At 60.6% G+C, this 14003-nt stretch carries 10 protein-coding genes; 2 read left to right on the top strand and 8 right to left on the bottom strand.

What is annotated here, in order from left to right; all coding sequences use genetic code 11:
- Positions 1–71: 71 nt before the first annotated feature.
- From ACWHRL_RS05940 to ACWHRL_RS05930, 3 genes are all read right to left on the bottom strand, one after another.
- A complete protein-coding gene (locus ACWHRL_RS05940) occupies positions 72–1880 on the bottom strand; it encodes an acyl-CoA dehydrogenase C-terminal domain-containing protein (RefSeq protein WP_447895621.1) in 1809 nt (602 codons plus the stop codon).
- A 254-nt stretch (positions 1881–2134) separates the two neighbouring features.
- Complete coding sequence (locus tag ACWHRL_RS05935) at positions 2135–2902, bottom strand: SDR family NAD(P)-dependent oxidoreductase (RefSeq protein ID WP_447895620.1); 768 nt, start codon at positions 2900–2902, stop codon at positions 2135–2137.
- Position 2903: 1 nt separating this feature from the next.
- Positions 2904–4580, bottom strand: coding sequence for an AMP-binding protein (locus ACWHRL_RS05930; protein ID WP_447895618.1), 1677 nt, complete (start codon positions 4578–4580; stop codon positions 2904–2906).
- Between the two features lie 287 nt (positions 4581–4867).
- On the opposite strand from ACWHRL_RS05930, the gene ACWHRL_RS05925 reads away from it, so the two are divergent.
- Positions 4868–6055, top strand: coding sequence for an acetyl-CoA C-acyltransferase (locus tag ACWHRL_RS05925; RefSeq protein ID WP_447895616.1), 1188 nt, complete (start codon positions 4868–4870; stop codon positions 6053–6055).
- A gap of 73 nt (positions 6056–6128) precedes the next feature.
- Here the strand turns inward: ACWHRL_RS05925 and pstB are convergent, their stop codons facing one another.
- The 5 genes from pstB to ACWHRL_RS05900 all read right to left on the bottom strand — a co-directional run bounded on the left by pstB (position 6129) and on the right by ACWHRL_RS05900 (position 12177).
- Positions 6129–6974, bottom strand: coding sequence for a phosphate ABC transporter ATP-binding protein PstB (gene pstB / locus ACWHRL_RS05920; RefSeq protein WP_447528323.1), 846 nt, complete (start codon positions 6972–6974; stop codon positions 6129–6131).
- The gene (pstA, locus tag ACWHRL_RS05915) at positions 6975–8333 is read right to left on the bottom strand and encodes a phosphate ABC transporter permease PstA (RefSeq protein ID WP_447528322.1); all 1359 of its coding nucleotides are present in this window, start codon (positions 8331–8333) and stop codon (positions 6975–6977) included.
- Between the two features lie 6 nt (positions 8334–8339).
- Positions 8340–9719, bottom strand: coding sequence for a phosphate ABC transporter permease subunit PstC (gene pstC, locus ACWHRL_RS05910; protein WP_447895615.1), 1380 nt, complete (start codon positions 9717–9719; stop codon positions 8340–8342).
- A 101-nt stretch (positions 9720–9820) separates the two neighbouring features.
- The gene (locus tag ACWHRL_RS05905; protein WP_447528320.1) at positions 9821–10837 is read right to left on the bottom strand and encodes a substrate-binding domain-containing protein; all 1017 of its coding nucleotides are present in this window, start codon (positions 10835–10837) and stop codon (positions 9821–9823) included.
- Between the two features lie 146 nt (positions 10838–10983).
- The gene (locus ACWHRL_RS05900; protein ID WP_447895614.1) at positions 10984–12177 is read right to left on the bottom strand and encodes a multidrug effflux MFS transporter; all 1194 of its coding nucleotides are present in this window, start codon (positions 12175–12177) and stop codon (positions 10984–10986) included.
- A gap of 169 nt (positions 12178–12346) precedes the next feature.
- On the opposite strand from ACWHRL_RS05900, the gene ACWHRL_RS05895 reads away from it, so the two are divergent.
- Positions 12347–13990 carry a methyl-accepting chemotaxis protein gene (locus ACWHRL_RS05895; protein WP_447895613.1) on the top strand — a complete coding sequence of 548 codons (1644 nt, stop codon included), beginning with the start codon at positions 12347–12349 and terminating at the stop codon, positions 13988–13990.
- The last annotated feature ends 13 nt before the right edge of the window (positions 13991–14003 follow it).

The raw sequence follows: 14003 nt of genomic DNA, 5'->3' as shown, positions 1-14003 counted from the left end.
GATTACTCGTTCCGGCCCAGTATGGTCAAAGCAAGCAGATGAAACGCCCGCGCTCGAACCGATTCGCTGGATTAGATCTCAAAGCCCAAACCAAAATCTTCGCTCGAAATAGCCATCAGACTAGAAGCGCCGGACTGGATAGCCTGAGCGTGGGCGCGGGTGCGCGGCAAAAGGCGCTGATAGTAAAAATGTGCGGTGTTGATCTTGGCCTGATAGAAAGCCTTGTCGTCTCCCTCGAGGTGGGGGGTCGCGCTTTTCACCGCCCGGGCGAAGAGATAGGCGAGTGCGACATAGCCCGAGTACATCAAATAATCCACGCTGGCGGCGCCCACCTCTTCACGGTCCTGCATCGCCTTCATGCCTACGCCCATGGTGAGCTCTCCCCACTCGGCGTTGAGTTTGGCAAGCGGCTCGATAAAAGCACCGAGCACGGGGTTATCGGCCTCGGTCTTGCAGAATTTGTGAATTTCTTTAGTAAACACCTTCAGCGACTCGCCCTGGCTCATCAACACTTTGCGGCCTAAAAGGTCCAGCGCCTGGATGCCGGTGGTGCCTTCATAGAGGCGCGTGATCCGCGCATCGCGCACCAGCTGCTCCATCCCCCACTCTTTGATGAAGCCGTGGCCACCATAAATCTGCACGCCTTCGTTGGTGCTCTCGAAACCGACCTCGGTCAAAAACGCTTTAACGATCGGTGTCAAAAGTCCCAGCAACGTATCGGCGCGCTCGCGCTCTTCACCGGGCTTGCCGTGCTCGACGGTATCCAGTAACTGAGCAGCGTAGAGCACCAGCATCCGCCCGCCTTCGGCGAACGCCTTTTGGGTCAACAGCATACGGCGCACGTCCGGATGCACGATAATCGGGTCGGCGGGTTTCTCCGGCGCTTGCTTGCCGGAAAGTCCGCGCATTTGCAGGCGGTCGCGAGCGTAGGTCAGCGAATTTTGAAAGCTCGCCTCGATCAGCCCGAGCCCCTGGATACCCACGCCAAGCCGCGCGGCGTTCATCATGGTGAACATGCACGCCAGCCCCTTGTTAGGCGGCCCGACCAGATAGCCGGTGGCGCCATCGAAGTTCATGACGCAGGTAGCGTTGCCGTGAATGCCCATCTTGTGTTCGAGGGAGCCACATACCACGCCGTTGCGCTCGCCGGGGTTGCCGTCGGCGTCGGGCATGAACCTGGGCACGACGAACAGCGAAATACCTTTCGAGCCTTCCGGGGCGTCCGGAAGCTTTGCCAGCACCAGGTGAACGATGTTTTCAGCCAGGTCATGCTCGCCGGCAGAGATAAAGATCTTGGTGCCCGTAATGGTATAGGCGTTGTCTTCAGTCGGCACGGCGCGGGTCTTGATAAGGCCAAGGTCGGTGCCGCAGTGTGATTCGGTCAGGCACATGGTGCCGGTCCAAACACCTTCCACCAGTTTGGTGAGGTAGGTCGCCTTTTGCTCATCGGTGCCGTGATGGCGCAGCGCGTCGGCGGCGCCGTGGGAAAGCCCCGGATACATGCCCCAGGCCAGGTTGCTGGCACAGATCATTTCCGACAGCGCCATCGCAATCGACTGCGGAAGCCCTTGGCCGCCATGCTCGGGTTCGGCGGCAAGGCTTGGCCAGCCACCCTCGACGTAGTGCTGATACGCCTCCTTGAAACCCTTGGGCGCTTTGACATCGCCGTTATCGAGGCGCTGACAGCCTTCACTGTCGCCACTTTGATTGAGCGGCAGCAACACCTCGCGCGCGAAACGCCCGCCCTCTTCGAGAATGGCGCTCACCACGTCCGGCGAGGCGTCATCGCCTTTGCCGATCGCGGCGTAGTGGGCAGGGTAATCGAGCATTTCGTCCATCACGAAACGCAAATCACGCAGGGGCGCTTGATAACTAGGCATTGCAGGTCTCCTCAACCGGGACTGAAAGCCCGCTCACAAGCACGGCTTTCAAACAGTCGTTTGAAATTAGCGCGGCCATGCGAGCGAGTCAAGCACAGCTTGAACCAGGCGCTGGCAGCAAGGCTATTCTTTAGTCGAAGAGAGGGTCAAAGCGGGCAAGATAGCCCAGGGTGGGGCACGCAAAAAGCCCGCGGTGGGATATCCGCGGACAGCGAGCGAGAGGCATCGGCGCACCCGGACCCGTAACGCGTTGCTCACTGCATACGAATCCCCCCATCCAGACGAATCACCTCGCCGTTAAGCATCGGGTTGGTAATGATCTGCTCGGCCAGCAGGGCAAACTCGGCGGCCCGACCCAACCGTTTGGGAAACGGTACGGTGGCCACCAATGCGTCGTGGGCCTGGGTGGGAATCTCGCTCATCATCGGTGTTTCGAAGACCCCCGGGGCGATGGCCATGACGCGAATGGCGTGGCGCGAAAGTTCCCGGGCGGCGGGCAGACTCATGCCGACCACACCGGCCTTGGAGGCGCTATAGGCACACTGCCCTACCTGGCCATCGAAGGCGGCAACGGAGGCGGTATTGATGATGACGCCGCGCTCGCCGCTATCAAAGGGGGCATTGTTCGCCATGGCCGCGGCGGCCAGGCGCATGACGTTAAAGGTGCCGATCAGGTTGATCTGAACGGTTTTGGCGTAGGCGTCGAGATCCGCCGGAACGCCCTCCCGGTCGACCAGTTTGGCCACGCTAACCACCCCCGCGCAGTGAACGACCCCGGCCAGGCCCCGCTCACCGCCCATGGCAACGGCGGCTTGCATGACCTCGCCCATTTGCTCGCTCGAGGTGATGTCAGCCGTCATGGCGCTGGCACACTCACCCAGAGCTTTGGCCTGATCGAAAACACGCTCGCTCACATCGCAAAGCACCACCCGGGCGCCAAGGCCTGCCAGCCGCTCGGCCGTCGCCGCACCCAGCCCCGAGGCGGCCCCGGTAATTAAAAACGTGCGCTCTTTTATCTCCACATCAGTGTCCTTTATTCATGTTGTTTGAATCACCGGGCGCCTCGGCGCGCAGTTTGAAGCGCTGAATTTTACCGCTGGGGGTTTTGGGCAACTCATCGACAAAAGCGATTTCGCGCGGAAAGGCGTGGGTCGAGAGCCGCTCGCGCACCAGACCTTTAATTTCCTCGGCCAAGGCATCGCTTGGCTCGAAGCCTTCGCGCAGCACCACGAACGCCTTGATGATCTCACCGCGGATTTCATCGAACTTGCCCACTGCCGCGCACTCGGCCACGCCCGGGTGAATCATCACGCTGTTCTCGACATCGGTGGGCCCCACCCGATAGCCCGCGGTAGTGATGATGTCGTCATCACGGCCGGCGAACTGGAAGGTGCCGTCTTCACTTCGAACCACCACGTCGCCGGTCAGGTAGTAACCGTTAACGAACGGATCCTTTTCCTGCCAGGTGTAGCCTGAAAAGAAATGGACCGGTGAGTTCGCGATGTCTACCGCGAGCACGCCGAGTTCACCCGCAGGCAGCTCGTTGTACTCGGCGTCGAGGATGGCCAGGCGATAGCCCGGCAGCGGCACGCCCATCCCACCCACGTGTTTGGGATGATCGAGCGCGTGGTGGCAGTTGCAGGTCATACCGGTTTCGGTCTGGCCGTAGTGGTCCATCACCGCGCAGCCGAGAGATTTTTCCACCCAATTGACGACCTCGATATTGAGCGGCTCCCCGGCGGAACTTGCCGCGCGTAGACCGAGCGTTTGGTGAGCCTCGTCGAAAATCCCGGAGGCTTTCATGAGCCGGTAGGCGGTCGGCGCGGCGGCAAAATTGTTGATCTCGTGGCGCTTCATGAACGCAAGTGCGCCTTCGGCGCTAAACCCGGCTTCGCAAAAGTGCGTGGTAGCGCCCAACAGCAGCGGCCCGGTGATCGCATAGTAAAGACCATAGGCCCAGCCCGGGTCGGCCATGTTCCAGAACCGGTCCTCGCGCTTGAGATCGACGGCAAGCTCCATATAGAGGGCGAATGCCGTCATTGCCTTGAGCGGTATCGCCACACCCTTGGGCTTGCCGACGGTGCCCGAGGTAAACATCTGCAAAAACGGCGCGTTCGGGTCGAGGCGCGGCGGCTCGCTCGCTATCGGCGTATGCGCTAGCGCGGCCTGCCAGTCGAAATCGTCGGCGTGCCGGGCGCTCGGCCCGCCAACGGCCAGCACCGGCGGACAATGACGCCCCCCTTCAAATTTGTGTCGATTGGCGTGATCGGTAATCACCAGCCTTGAATCGGCACGCGTCAGCCGGTAATCCACCGCGTCCGACCCGAAGGCGGTAAAAAGCGGCTGATACACCGCACCGATGCGCCAGGTCGCCAACACCGCCACCAGCAGTGCCGCCGAGCGCGGCAGCATACAAGCGATACGATCCCCCACTTGAAACCCTTGCTCGTTCAGCCAGCCGGCAAGACGCGCACTTTGCGCGTCGAGCTCGCGGTAGGTGAGCGTATGAATCTCTGCGTGAGTATCTTCGTGTACCAGAGCAAGCGACTCGCCTCGGCCGTCGCGCAGGTGGCGCGCGCAGCACACGTCAAAAGCGTTCAGCTTACCGTCCTGATGGGTGTCCAAGCGTGCGGCCGTATCATCTGGCGAAAAGCCCTCGAGATAACCGGCGTAGGTAGGGAGCGAGGAAGAAACCGTCATGATGGCTCTCTTTTGTTATTGGCATGAGCATTTTGGGCAGACCCGCACCTTTACGGCGAGCACAGGTTGACGTTAACGGAAACCTGCCTTGAACCAACGCTAAGAGTATTTGCCGACCGGTGCAAGCGGACTAGCGTCTAAATCGCTACGACGTTGGTCGGGTGGGCAATGAAACCGGGGCTTCCGTGCACGTCAACTTGTTGCGGCACGCGTTAGCATTCATTACATTCATGATAGTCATGCAAGCGCTGACCCAATAACCACAACGAGATCACCTGGAGTTGTTCATGAGTAGCGCCACCGACGTTGTCTTTTTATCCGCCACCCGGACGCCCATGGGCGCCATGTCCGGCAGCCTTGCGAGCATGAGTGCCCCGGCGCTTGCCGCCGTCGCCATTCGCGCGGCCATCGAGCGCGCCGGGCTCAGCCCGGATACCATCGAGGAAGGCATTCTTGGCTGCGTGCTCCCCGCCGGGGTCAAACAGGGCCCTGCCCGCCAGGCGATGCGCCAGGCAGGCATTCCCGATTCGATAGGCGCCACCACCATCAACAAGCTTTGCGGCTCGGGGATGAAGGCGGCAATGTTCTCCCATGATCTCATCAAGGCGGGCACCGCAGGGGTGATGCTGGCCGGCGGGATGGAATCGATGTCCAACGCCCCGCACCTACTCACCAAAGCGCGCAGCGGCTACCGGCTGGGCCACGGCGAGCTCAAGGACCACATGTTTTACGATGGTCTCGAGGACGCAGAAACAGGGAAGCTAATGGGCGTATTCGCCCAAGAGGTCGCCTCTGAGCGCGGCTACACCCGCGAGCGAATGGACGACTTCGCGATCGCCTCGCTGGAGCGGGCAATGAAGGCTAACGAGGACGGCTCGCTTAGCGCCGAAATGGCGCCGGTGGCAGTCACCACCCGCCAGGGCGAAAGCATGGCCGATCAGGACGAGCAGCCCTTCCAGGCCAACCTTGAGAAGATCAGAACGCTGCGCCCCGCTTTTGCCAAGGACGGCACCATCACCGCGGCGAACGCCAGTTCCATTTCTGACGGTGCCTCGGCGCTGATCATGTCGAGCCAGCAAGCGGCCTCAAGGCTCGGCGTCACGCCACTGGCCCGCATGCTCGGCCACGCCACCCACTCGCGCCACCCGAGTGAGTTCACCATCGCCCCGGTCGGCGCCATCGAAAAACTGATGAAAAAGGTCGGCTGGGGTGTCGGTGACGTGGATCTTTTCGAGATCAACGAAGCCTTTGCGGTGGTCACGCTGATGGCGATCGACGATTTGGGGCTGGATCACGGTAAGGTGAATATCTTCGGCGGCGCCTGCGCCCAAGGCCACCCGGTGGGCTCGACGGGCTCACGTATCATCGCCACACTGATTCACGCCCTGCGCACCACTGGCGGCAAGCGCGGTGTGGCGAGCCTGTGCATCGGCGGTGGCGAAGCCACGGCGGTGGCCATCGAGCTGATCGACTGATCACGCTAGAAGTAAAAAGGCCCGCGCTGTAACAGCGCGGGCCTTTTTTTGCACCAGAGTCGTCTCAGTGATACTAGCCAAAGCGCCCAGTGATGTAATCGTGGGTGCGCTGATCCTGGGGATTGGTGAAGATGTTATCAGTGGTGTCGACCTCGGCCAGATCGCCCATGTGGAAGAACGCGGTGCGATCGGCCACGCGGGCGGCCTGCTGCATGTTGTGGGTTACCATCACGATGGTGTAGCTCTCGCTGAGCTCGTCGATGAGCTGCTCCACCTTGGCGGTCGCAATCGGGTCCAACGCCGAGCAGGGCTCGTCCATCAAAATGACGTCCGGGCTCACCGCGATGGTGCGCGCGATACACAGCCGCTGCGACTGACCGCCGGAAAGTCCGGTGCCGGGCTGGTCCAGCCGGTCCTTTACCTCGTCCCAAAGGCCTGCGCGGCGCAGGCTTGTCTCGACGATATCATCGAGCTCCGCCTTACGCTTGGCTAGACCGTGCAGGCGAGGCCCATAGGCCACATTCTCGTAGATCGACTTGGGGAACGGATTGGGCTTTTGAAAAACGATCCCGACTTGGGCACGCAGCAGCACCACGTCACGCTCCGGGGCGTAGATATCCTTGTCGTCCAACGTGATTTTGCCCTCGACCCGGCAAATATCGATGGTGTCGTTCATGCGGTTCAGACAGCGTAGAAACGTCGATTTGCCGCAGCCCGAGGGCCCGATGAACGCCAGCACCTCGTTTTCATGGATATCCAGGTCGATGCCATTGATCGCTTGGGAGTCGCCGTAAAAGACATTGACGCCCTCTGCCTTGAACTTCACCTTGTCCGTGGCCTTGCTGACGCGGTTTTCGCCGTTACCTACGCTGACATTGCTGATAGGGGCTTGCTTTGGGGAGTGCGTAGAAGTATCCACTTACCACCTCGTCTCTAATTTTTTACGCAGCCAGATGGCCAGCCCATTCAAGCTAAGCATCAGGCCCAATAACACAATAATGGCAGCCGAGGTCCGCGCTTCAAAGAAGTTGCGCAGCTCATTGCCCTGCCATAGATAAATCTGCACCGGCAGCGCGGTGGACTGATCCATGGGCGAGCCTGGCACGTTGGCCACGAACGCATTCATGCCGATCAGTAGAAGCGGCGCGGTTTCACCCAGCGCTTGGGCCACCCCAAGAATGGAGCCGGTCAAAATACCCGGCAGCGCCAGCGGCAACACGTGGTGAAATACCGTCTGTACCCGGGACGCCCCGATACCGAGTGCCGCTTGGCGAATCGAGGGCGGAATCGAGCGCAGCGACGAGCGCGTAGTGATGATGATCGTCGGCAGCGTCATCAGCGTAAGCACCAGCCCCCCCACCAGCGGTGCCGACAGCGGCAGACGCAGGTAGCCGATAAAGATGGAGGCGCCCAGAAGACCGAATACGATGGAAGGGACCGCCGCGAGGTTGTTGATATTGATCTCGATGAGATCGGTCAGGCGATTCTTGGGCGCAAACTCTTCCAGGTAGATCGCACTCGACACGCCGATCGGCACCGACAGGGCCATGACCACCAGCATCATGAACAGCGACCCCATGAAGGCGCCCGCTAGCCCCGCCGAGGCCAGAGAGCTTCGCGAGTCGGTGTTCATGAACAGCGCGGTGCTAAAGGACTGGCGCAGAACGTCTTGCTCCTGCAGTTGGTCAATCCATGACCTGCTCTGAGGCGATAGCTGGAGTCGCGCATCCGGCAGATCACGATCGATGTTTCCCTTCATCCAGACGTCCGCGTCGGCGCTGGCGAGCATTTTAAGCGTCATCGTCTCGCCCAGAAGCGAAGGATCTTCGATGAACCGGTTACGCAGCGCGTAGCGCTCTCCAGAGGCGACCAGCGCGCGCAGATCGCGCAGCTGACTCGACTCGACCTCTTCACCTAGCGCCTGCTCCAGCGAGGCATCGATCAACGATTGCCAGTTGATGAGCCCCGCTTGGGTCATCCACTGGGTCGTACGCTCCTCGAACTCGAAAAGCGTCTCATCGCTTTGGCGCTCGGGCTGAGGGGGAAGATCGATCACGTCGGGATCGAAATAGATCTCGGTATAAAGCGTTGCCTGCCAAAAAGCGGGGATACCCTTGGTCAAAATACTGGCGAACAGGATGGTGACCAACGTAAGGCCCGCCAATACCGCCGCCAGCCCCATGCGCCGAAACCCGTTTTCCTTACGGTGGCGTTTCGAAAGCGACTTCTCAATCGTCTCAAGCCGATGCTGTCGGCGCTGTTCAATCGATATAGACATGGTCACTTACTCGTATTGCTGGCGATATTTGCGCACCACGACCAGTGCGATGACGTTCAAGCCCAGTGTGATCACAAAAAGCGTCAAGCCGAGCGCAAAGGCGACCAGCGATTGCGGGCTGGCAAAATCCATATCACCGGTCAGCTGATTGACGATCGTCACGGTAATGGTCGACACCGCCTCGAACGGGTTGGCGTGTAGCACCGGATTGTTACCCGCTGCCAGCACCACGATCATGGTTTCACCGATCGCCCGGCTAGCCGCCAGCAAAAACGCCCCGACGATGCCAGGTAGAGCCGCGGGCAACACCACCTGGCGAATGGTTTCCGACTTGGTCGCGCCAAGGCCCAGCGCGCCATCGCGCAGCGACTTGGGCACCTGGGTGATGATGTCGTCGGAAAGTGACGAGACGAACGGGATGATCATGATGCCCATGGCGATACCCGCGGTCATGGCGCTGGTGGTGCGAATATTGATCCCTACGAAATCGCCGAGCATCGAAAGAAACGGGCCGATAACGGTCAGCGCGAAAAAGCCGTACACGATCGTGGGAATACCCGCCAAAATCTCGATGACCGGCTTGGCGATGCTTCTGAGCCAAGGCGAGGCGTACTCGGCCATATAAATCGCAGTCATCAGGCCGACGGGGATGGCCACCAACAGTGCGATGGCGCTGACCATGAGCGTGCCCCAAAGAAGCGGTAACAGGCCGAACTCGCCCTGCCCGCTCGAGCCCGCGGTGCTAAAACGCGGGTTCCAGATGGTGCCAAAAAAGAAGTCCGCCGGGTGAATGAAACTGAAAAAGCGCAGCGCCTCACCCAGCATCGAAAGCACGATGCCGATGGTGGTACAAATGGCGACGGCCGAGCTCGCGGCCAGGGCAATGGTAATGACGCGCTCGACCTGGTTACGGGCCCGCCAGGTCGGCGAAATGCGCCGGCGCGCGACGATCAGCCCCACCACGGCGAGTACCGCCATGACGGCGATCAGCGCAATGTTCTCGATCGTTTCGAGCCGCGACATATGGGCCGCTGCGGCTACCTCTTCGGGGCTTCCCCCGCCGGATACACCGCGGCCTTCGGCAAGCGCGGTGATACGGCGCATCAATGTCTGCTGCTCCCTATCGCTCAAGGAAGCCACTAAATCCGTTGGCAGCTGCTGGGTCACCAGCATATCGATCAATTGGGGTGCAAAAAACGACCACAATAGAAAAATGACCAGTGCGGGAAGACCGCACCAGAGTGCGACCAGCGTGCCGTAATACCCCGGGCGTGAGTGCAGTCGCACATCGTGGCTGGACGCCACCGCGCGGCTGCGCGTCAATCCCAGGTGATATGCCAAGGCCATCAGCATGAGAAGCGTGGCGATCAAGGCAAAATTGCTCATTATGTCTTCGCCTTTTACTTTCTACGTTTAAACGCCGGCATCAACCTGGTTGATGCCGGCGCGATCTGTTACTTAATTCACCAATGTAATCAGGCGCAGGATTACTCGGCGCTTACCACGGTACGCGACTCGAACTGCTCGAGCGCTTCAGCACGCTCGTCTTCGTCCATCGGGATCAGGCCAGCGTCTTCCAGCGGGCTTCCGTAGCCAGAGGTCATGTCGTTGAGGAAGAACTCGGTGTACTCGGCCAGGCCCGGGATAACGTCCAGGTGCTCGCCTTTCACGTAGAAGAACAGCGGACGCGATACCGGATACTCGCCGGAACCGATAGTTTCGAGGCTCGGCTCTACGCCGTCCATGGTGGCGACTTGCAAGCGGTCGCGGTTCTGATCGTAGAAGCTCAGACCGAAGACGCCCACGGCGTTCTCCTGGGCATCGAGGCGAGTCAGGGTTTCGGTGTAGTCGCCAGCGATTTCGACGATACGGCCGTCGCCGCGCAGGTTGTTACAAGCGTCTTCTTCCACTTCGGCAACGGTTTCGCAGCCGGCGTGAAGCACGCGCTCTTCGAACACTTCACGGGTGCCGTGGTTGGAGGCCGGAATGACCAGAGTGATTTCCTGATCTGGCAGGCTATCGTCGATCTCGGACCAGTTGGTGTAGGGGTTGTCGACCAACTCGCCGTCCTGGGAAACCTGCGCGGCGGCGGCCTTGAAGACGAACTCCGGCGTCAGCTCGAACTCGTTTTGATCAAGGCGTGAAGCGAATACGATACCGTCGTAGCCGAATTTCACTTCAAGAATTTCGTTGACGCCGTTTTCGCCACAGCTTTCGACTTCGCTCGAGCGAATCGGACGCGAGGCGTTGGCGATATCGATGGTGTTTTCACCCACGCCTTGGCAGAACTGACGCAGGCCGCCGCTTGAGCCACCCGAGCCCACAACCGGCGTTTCGAACTGGGAATAAGTGTTGCCAAACTCTTCGGCGACGATACTGGCGAACGGCAGTACGGTCGAAGAGCCCGCAATTTGAATGGTATCGCGGGCCAGGGCGGCGGTAGATACGCCGGCGCCCAGAGCGGCTACTACGGCAACACTTAGCGTCTTCTTGGTTACATTCATCGTCGCGTTCCCCTTGGGTGTGAAATCCAGCGTAAGGCTGGAAGCAGTGGCCTTAAGGCCTTCAACACCGAGGAGTCTGCCGCGCTTTGGTTGCAGTTATATGACAGCAGCACGCGAACGGGTAATTTTTTGCGCCACCTTAACGCTCAATTGAGGCCACTTTTAACCGGCTTAGGCGTCAGCAGCCGCACGCCCACGTTGCCCATCAGCGCCACCGAGAGCATGGTCAGCACCATGGGCCATAAATGCTCGACCTCGAAAAGCCCCACCATGATGCCGGCGAGCGCCCCGCAGCTGAACTGAATACCGCCCAAAAGCGCGGTGGCGGTAGCACTAATGTGGCCGAAATGATCCAGAAGCGATGAGATCGCATTCGGCGTAATCAGCCCGATCATACCGGTGAACATCATGATCAGGGGCACCACCACGAAAAGCGAGGCCTGGCCCAAAGCGGTAGCCAGCACGAGCCCGGTGGCCGCGACGAGCTGCACGGCCAGCCCCAAACGCAGGTTCTGCTGAGGCGTGCGGTAGCGCAAGAGGTAAATATTGACCCGATTGGAGAGCGCGATCACCACCACGTTCACCCCGAACACCAAAGGATAGATACCCGGCGACAGCGAGAAATACTCCAGATAAAGAAACGGCGAGGCGGTAACGAACGCAAAAAGCCCGGCAAACGAAGCGGCGACGGCGCAGATGTAGCCCATGCCCTCGCGGTGGCGTAAAACGCTTGCGTAGTTGCCGAGCACCTGGCGCGGCGAAGCGGCGGGCAGCGACATATCCCGGGTTTCAGGCAGTTTGCTGCCCAAAAGCCAAAGCAAAAACCCGGCGTAGACCGCCAGAAACACGAAGATCAGCCACCAGCCCGCGACGTGCAAAAGCAGGCTGCCCACCGCGGGGGCCACCAACGGGGCGAGCATCATGATCATCGCCATGGTCGACATCACCTTCGCCGCCTCCCGCCCGCTAAAGCAGTCGCGCACGATGGCCGCGGAGTTGACCACGCAGGCCCCACCCCCCAGTGCCTGAATAAAGCGCCAGGTCAGCAGCGAAGCCAGGCTATCCACGGTGGTGATCATAAGACTTGCCAGCATGAACACGACCAGGCCGCCCAGCAGTACCGGCTTGCGCCCTACTCGGTCGGAAAGCGGTCCAAAGCAGAGCTGGCCGATCGCAAACCCCATCAAAAACACGCTGATGGAGAGCTCGGTGCGGTGAATACTGGCCCCGATGTCGTCGGCCAGCATACCGATAGCGGGCAGATACGCATCGATGGCAAAAGGGGCCAGCGCGGTATTGGCGGCGACCAGTAGCGCCACTCGACGGGAAGTGAGTTGCATGATTGTCTCTTTTATCGAATCGATTGCGGTGTCGTTCAGGGCCGGTAAGCGGCCATTGAGCCCGACCATGATACAGCACCGCTGCCTTTTAAGAGGTGAAAGTCGAAAAACTGCAACAAATGACACTTAACCTTGGGGTCACTCTAATTACGTGTGACCCGAGGGCACCATGACGTTCCAATCGCTTCAACATGTTTCACTGCGCACGCTGGCCGCCGCGGCGCTTTCGCTGATGACGCTGTGCATCCTGGCCTTTGCGCTACTCACCTGGAGCGTCATCCAACAGAGTCAGCAGGATTTAACGCTACTTGAGCGCGTCAACGTACAGCAGGCCTCATCACTCAACCGGCTGCACATCGCAGGCCTTGAAGGCCTGCACCGCCTGGACCGGGCGCTAGAGCGCCAGCTGCGCCCATCGCTTGGCGACCCATTGGAAGCGCTGGAAGCCGTGGAGCGCGAACTCGATGAAATGACAAGCGCCCTGGCGGCGTTTCTTTTGGCGACTGACGGCGAGCCCGGGCGCGCCGACATCGAAGCGGGCGCCAGCGCTCTCATCGGTGCCATGACCCGCCAGCTCGACGCGGTGCGCGCCGGTGACCGGGCCGGCTACCGCCAACTGACCGCCGAGGCGCTAACACTGAGTCAGGCGTTTACCGAGCAAGCCCGAGCGTTTTATCAGCGGGCGGACCAGCAAGGCACGACCCTGCTCGCTCGCGCCCAGGCACGTGCCAGTATGATCGGCCAAGGGCTGATCGCCGGCATCGCGGCGGCGGTGGCGCTATTGGCCCTCATCGCCTATATAGGCCAGCGCTACTGCCTGCGCCCGATCAAAACGCTGGTGACCCATTTTCGCACGCTGGCCCAAGGCGACCTGGCTACCGAAATAGCAAGCCCCGGGCGCAATGAGATCGGCCAACTCTATAGCGAGCTCGACACCATGCGCTGCGCCTTTACCGACACCATCGCCAATCTACACGAACAGAGCAGCGCGATGTTCGAAAGCGCCCAGCGCCTGGCCCTGGGCAACGAGGATCTAACCGTTCGCACCAAGGCACAGCACGAGTTTCACCGAACTACCACGAACAACCTGGAAGAGCTCACCACGCATACCGCCTCCACTGCCGCCTACGCCACCGAAGCTGCCGCTCTCACGACCACCGCCAATGATCAAACGGCCCAGGGGAGTGTGGTGATGGACGATTTCCTCGCGACCATGGAACGTATTCATGAAAGCGCCAGGCAAGTGGACGGCATCGTCAGTACGATCGATGCCATCGCCTTTCAAACCAACATTCTCGCCCTGAATGCCTCGGTCGAGGCAGCCCGGGCAGGCACCGAGGGCAAAGGGTTCGCCGTGGTCGCCGCAGAAGTACGCACGCTGGCCACCCGCAGCGCCGACGCCGCGGCGCAGATCAAAACGCTGCTGAACGACTCCAACCGCCAGGTGCAGCACGGCCACTCGCTTTCAAGCCAGGCAAGCGACACCATGCGCGGCATCGCCGAGACCACCGAGAAGACCAACGACTTGATGGCGCATATCGCCAAGGCGGCCGAAGAGCAGCACCGCCATATCGAAACGCTGAACGCCACGCTTTCAGAGCAGACCCAGGTCAACCAGGCCAACGGCGACCAGGTAGAAAGCAGCGCCCGGGATGCCATGGCGCTCGAGAAAATCGCCGAGCAGCTTCGCGAGGCCGCCAACCGCTTCAAAATCGACGCCGCCGCACCGCCCGCCTATACCTGGCAACACGACCCGGCGCACCGTATCCCTCGTCAGGATAATATCCACAGCCCGGAAGCCTTGCTAGAGTAGAGGTCATTCAATA

The sequence above is a fragment of the Vreelandella sp. GE22 genome, from assembly GCF_968212445.1.
This window is presented reverse-complemented; position numbering and strand designations above follow the sequence as displayed.

Bases quoted from the DNA above. Each gene is read 5' to 3' on its own strand.
- ACWHRL_RS05940 (WP_447895621.1), bottom strand. From the start codon at position 1,880: ATGCCTAGTTATCAAGCGCCCCTGCGTGATTTGCGTTTCGTGATGGAC.
- ACWHRL_RS05930 (WP_447895618.1), bottom strand. From the start codon at position 4,580: ATGACGGTTTCTTCCTCGCTCCCTACCTACGCCGGTTATCTCGAGGGC.
- ACWHRL_RS05925 (WP_447895616.1), top strand. From the start codon at position 4,868: ATGAGTAGCGCCACCGACGTTGTCTTTTTATCCGCCACCCGGACGCCC.
- pstA (WP_447528322.1), bottom strand. From the start codon at position 8,333: ATGTCTATATCGATTGAACAGCGCCGACAGCATCGGCTTGAGACGATT.
- pstC (WP_447895615.1), bottom strand. From the start codon at position 9,719: ATGAGCAATTTTGCCTTGATCGCCACGCTTCTCATGCTGATGGCCTTG.
- ACWHRL_RS05905 (WP_447528320.1), bottom strand. From the start codon at position 10,837: ATGAATGTAACCAAGAAGACGCTAAGTGTTGCCGTAGTAGCCGCTCTG.
- ACWHRL_RS05900 (WP_447895614.1), bottom strand. From the start codon at position 12,177: ATGCAACTCACTTCCCGTCGAGTGGCGCTACTGGTCGCCGCCAATACC.
- ACWHRL_RS05895 (WP_447895613.1), top strand. From the start codon at position 12,347: ATGACGTTCCAATCGCTTCAACATGTTTCACTGCGCACGCTGGCCGCC.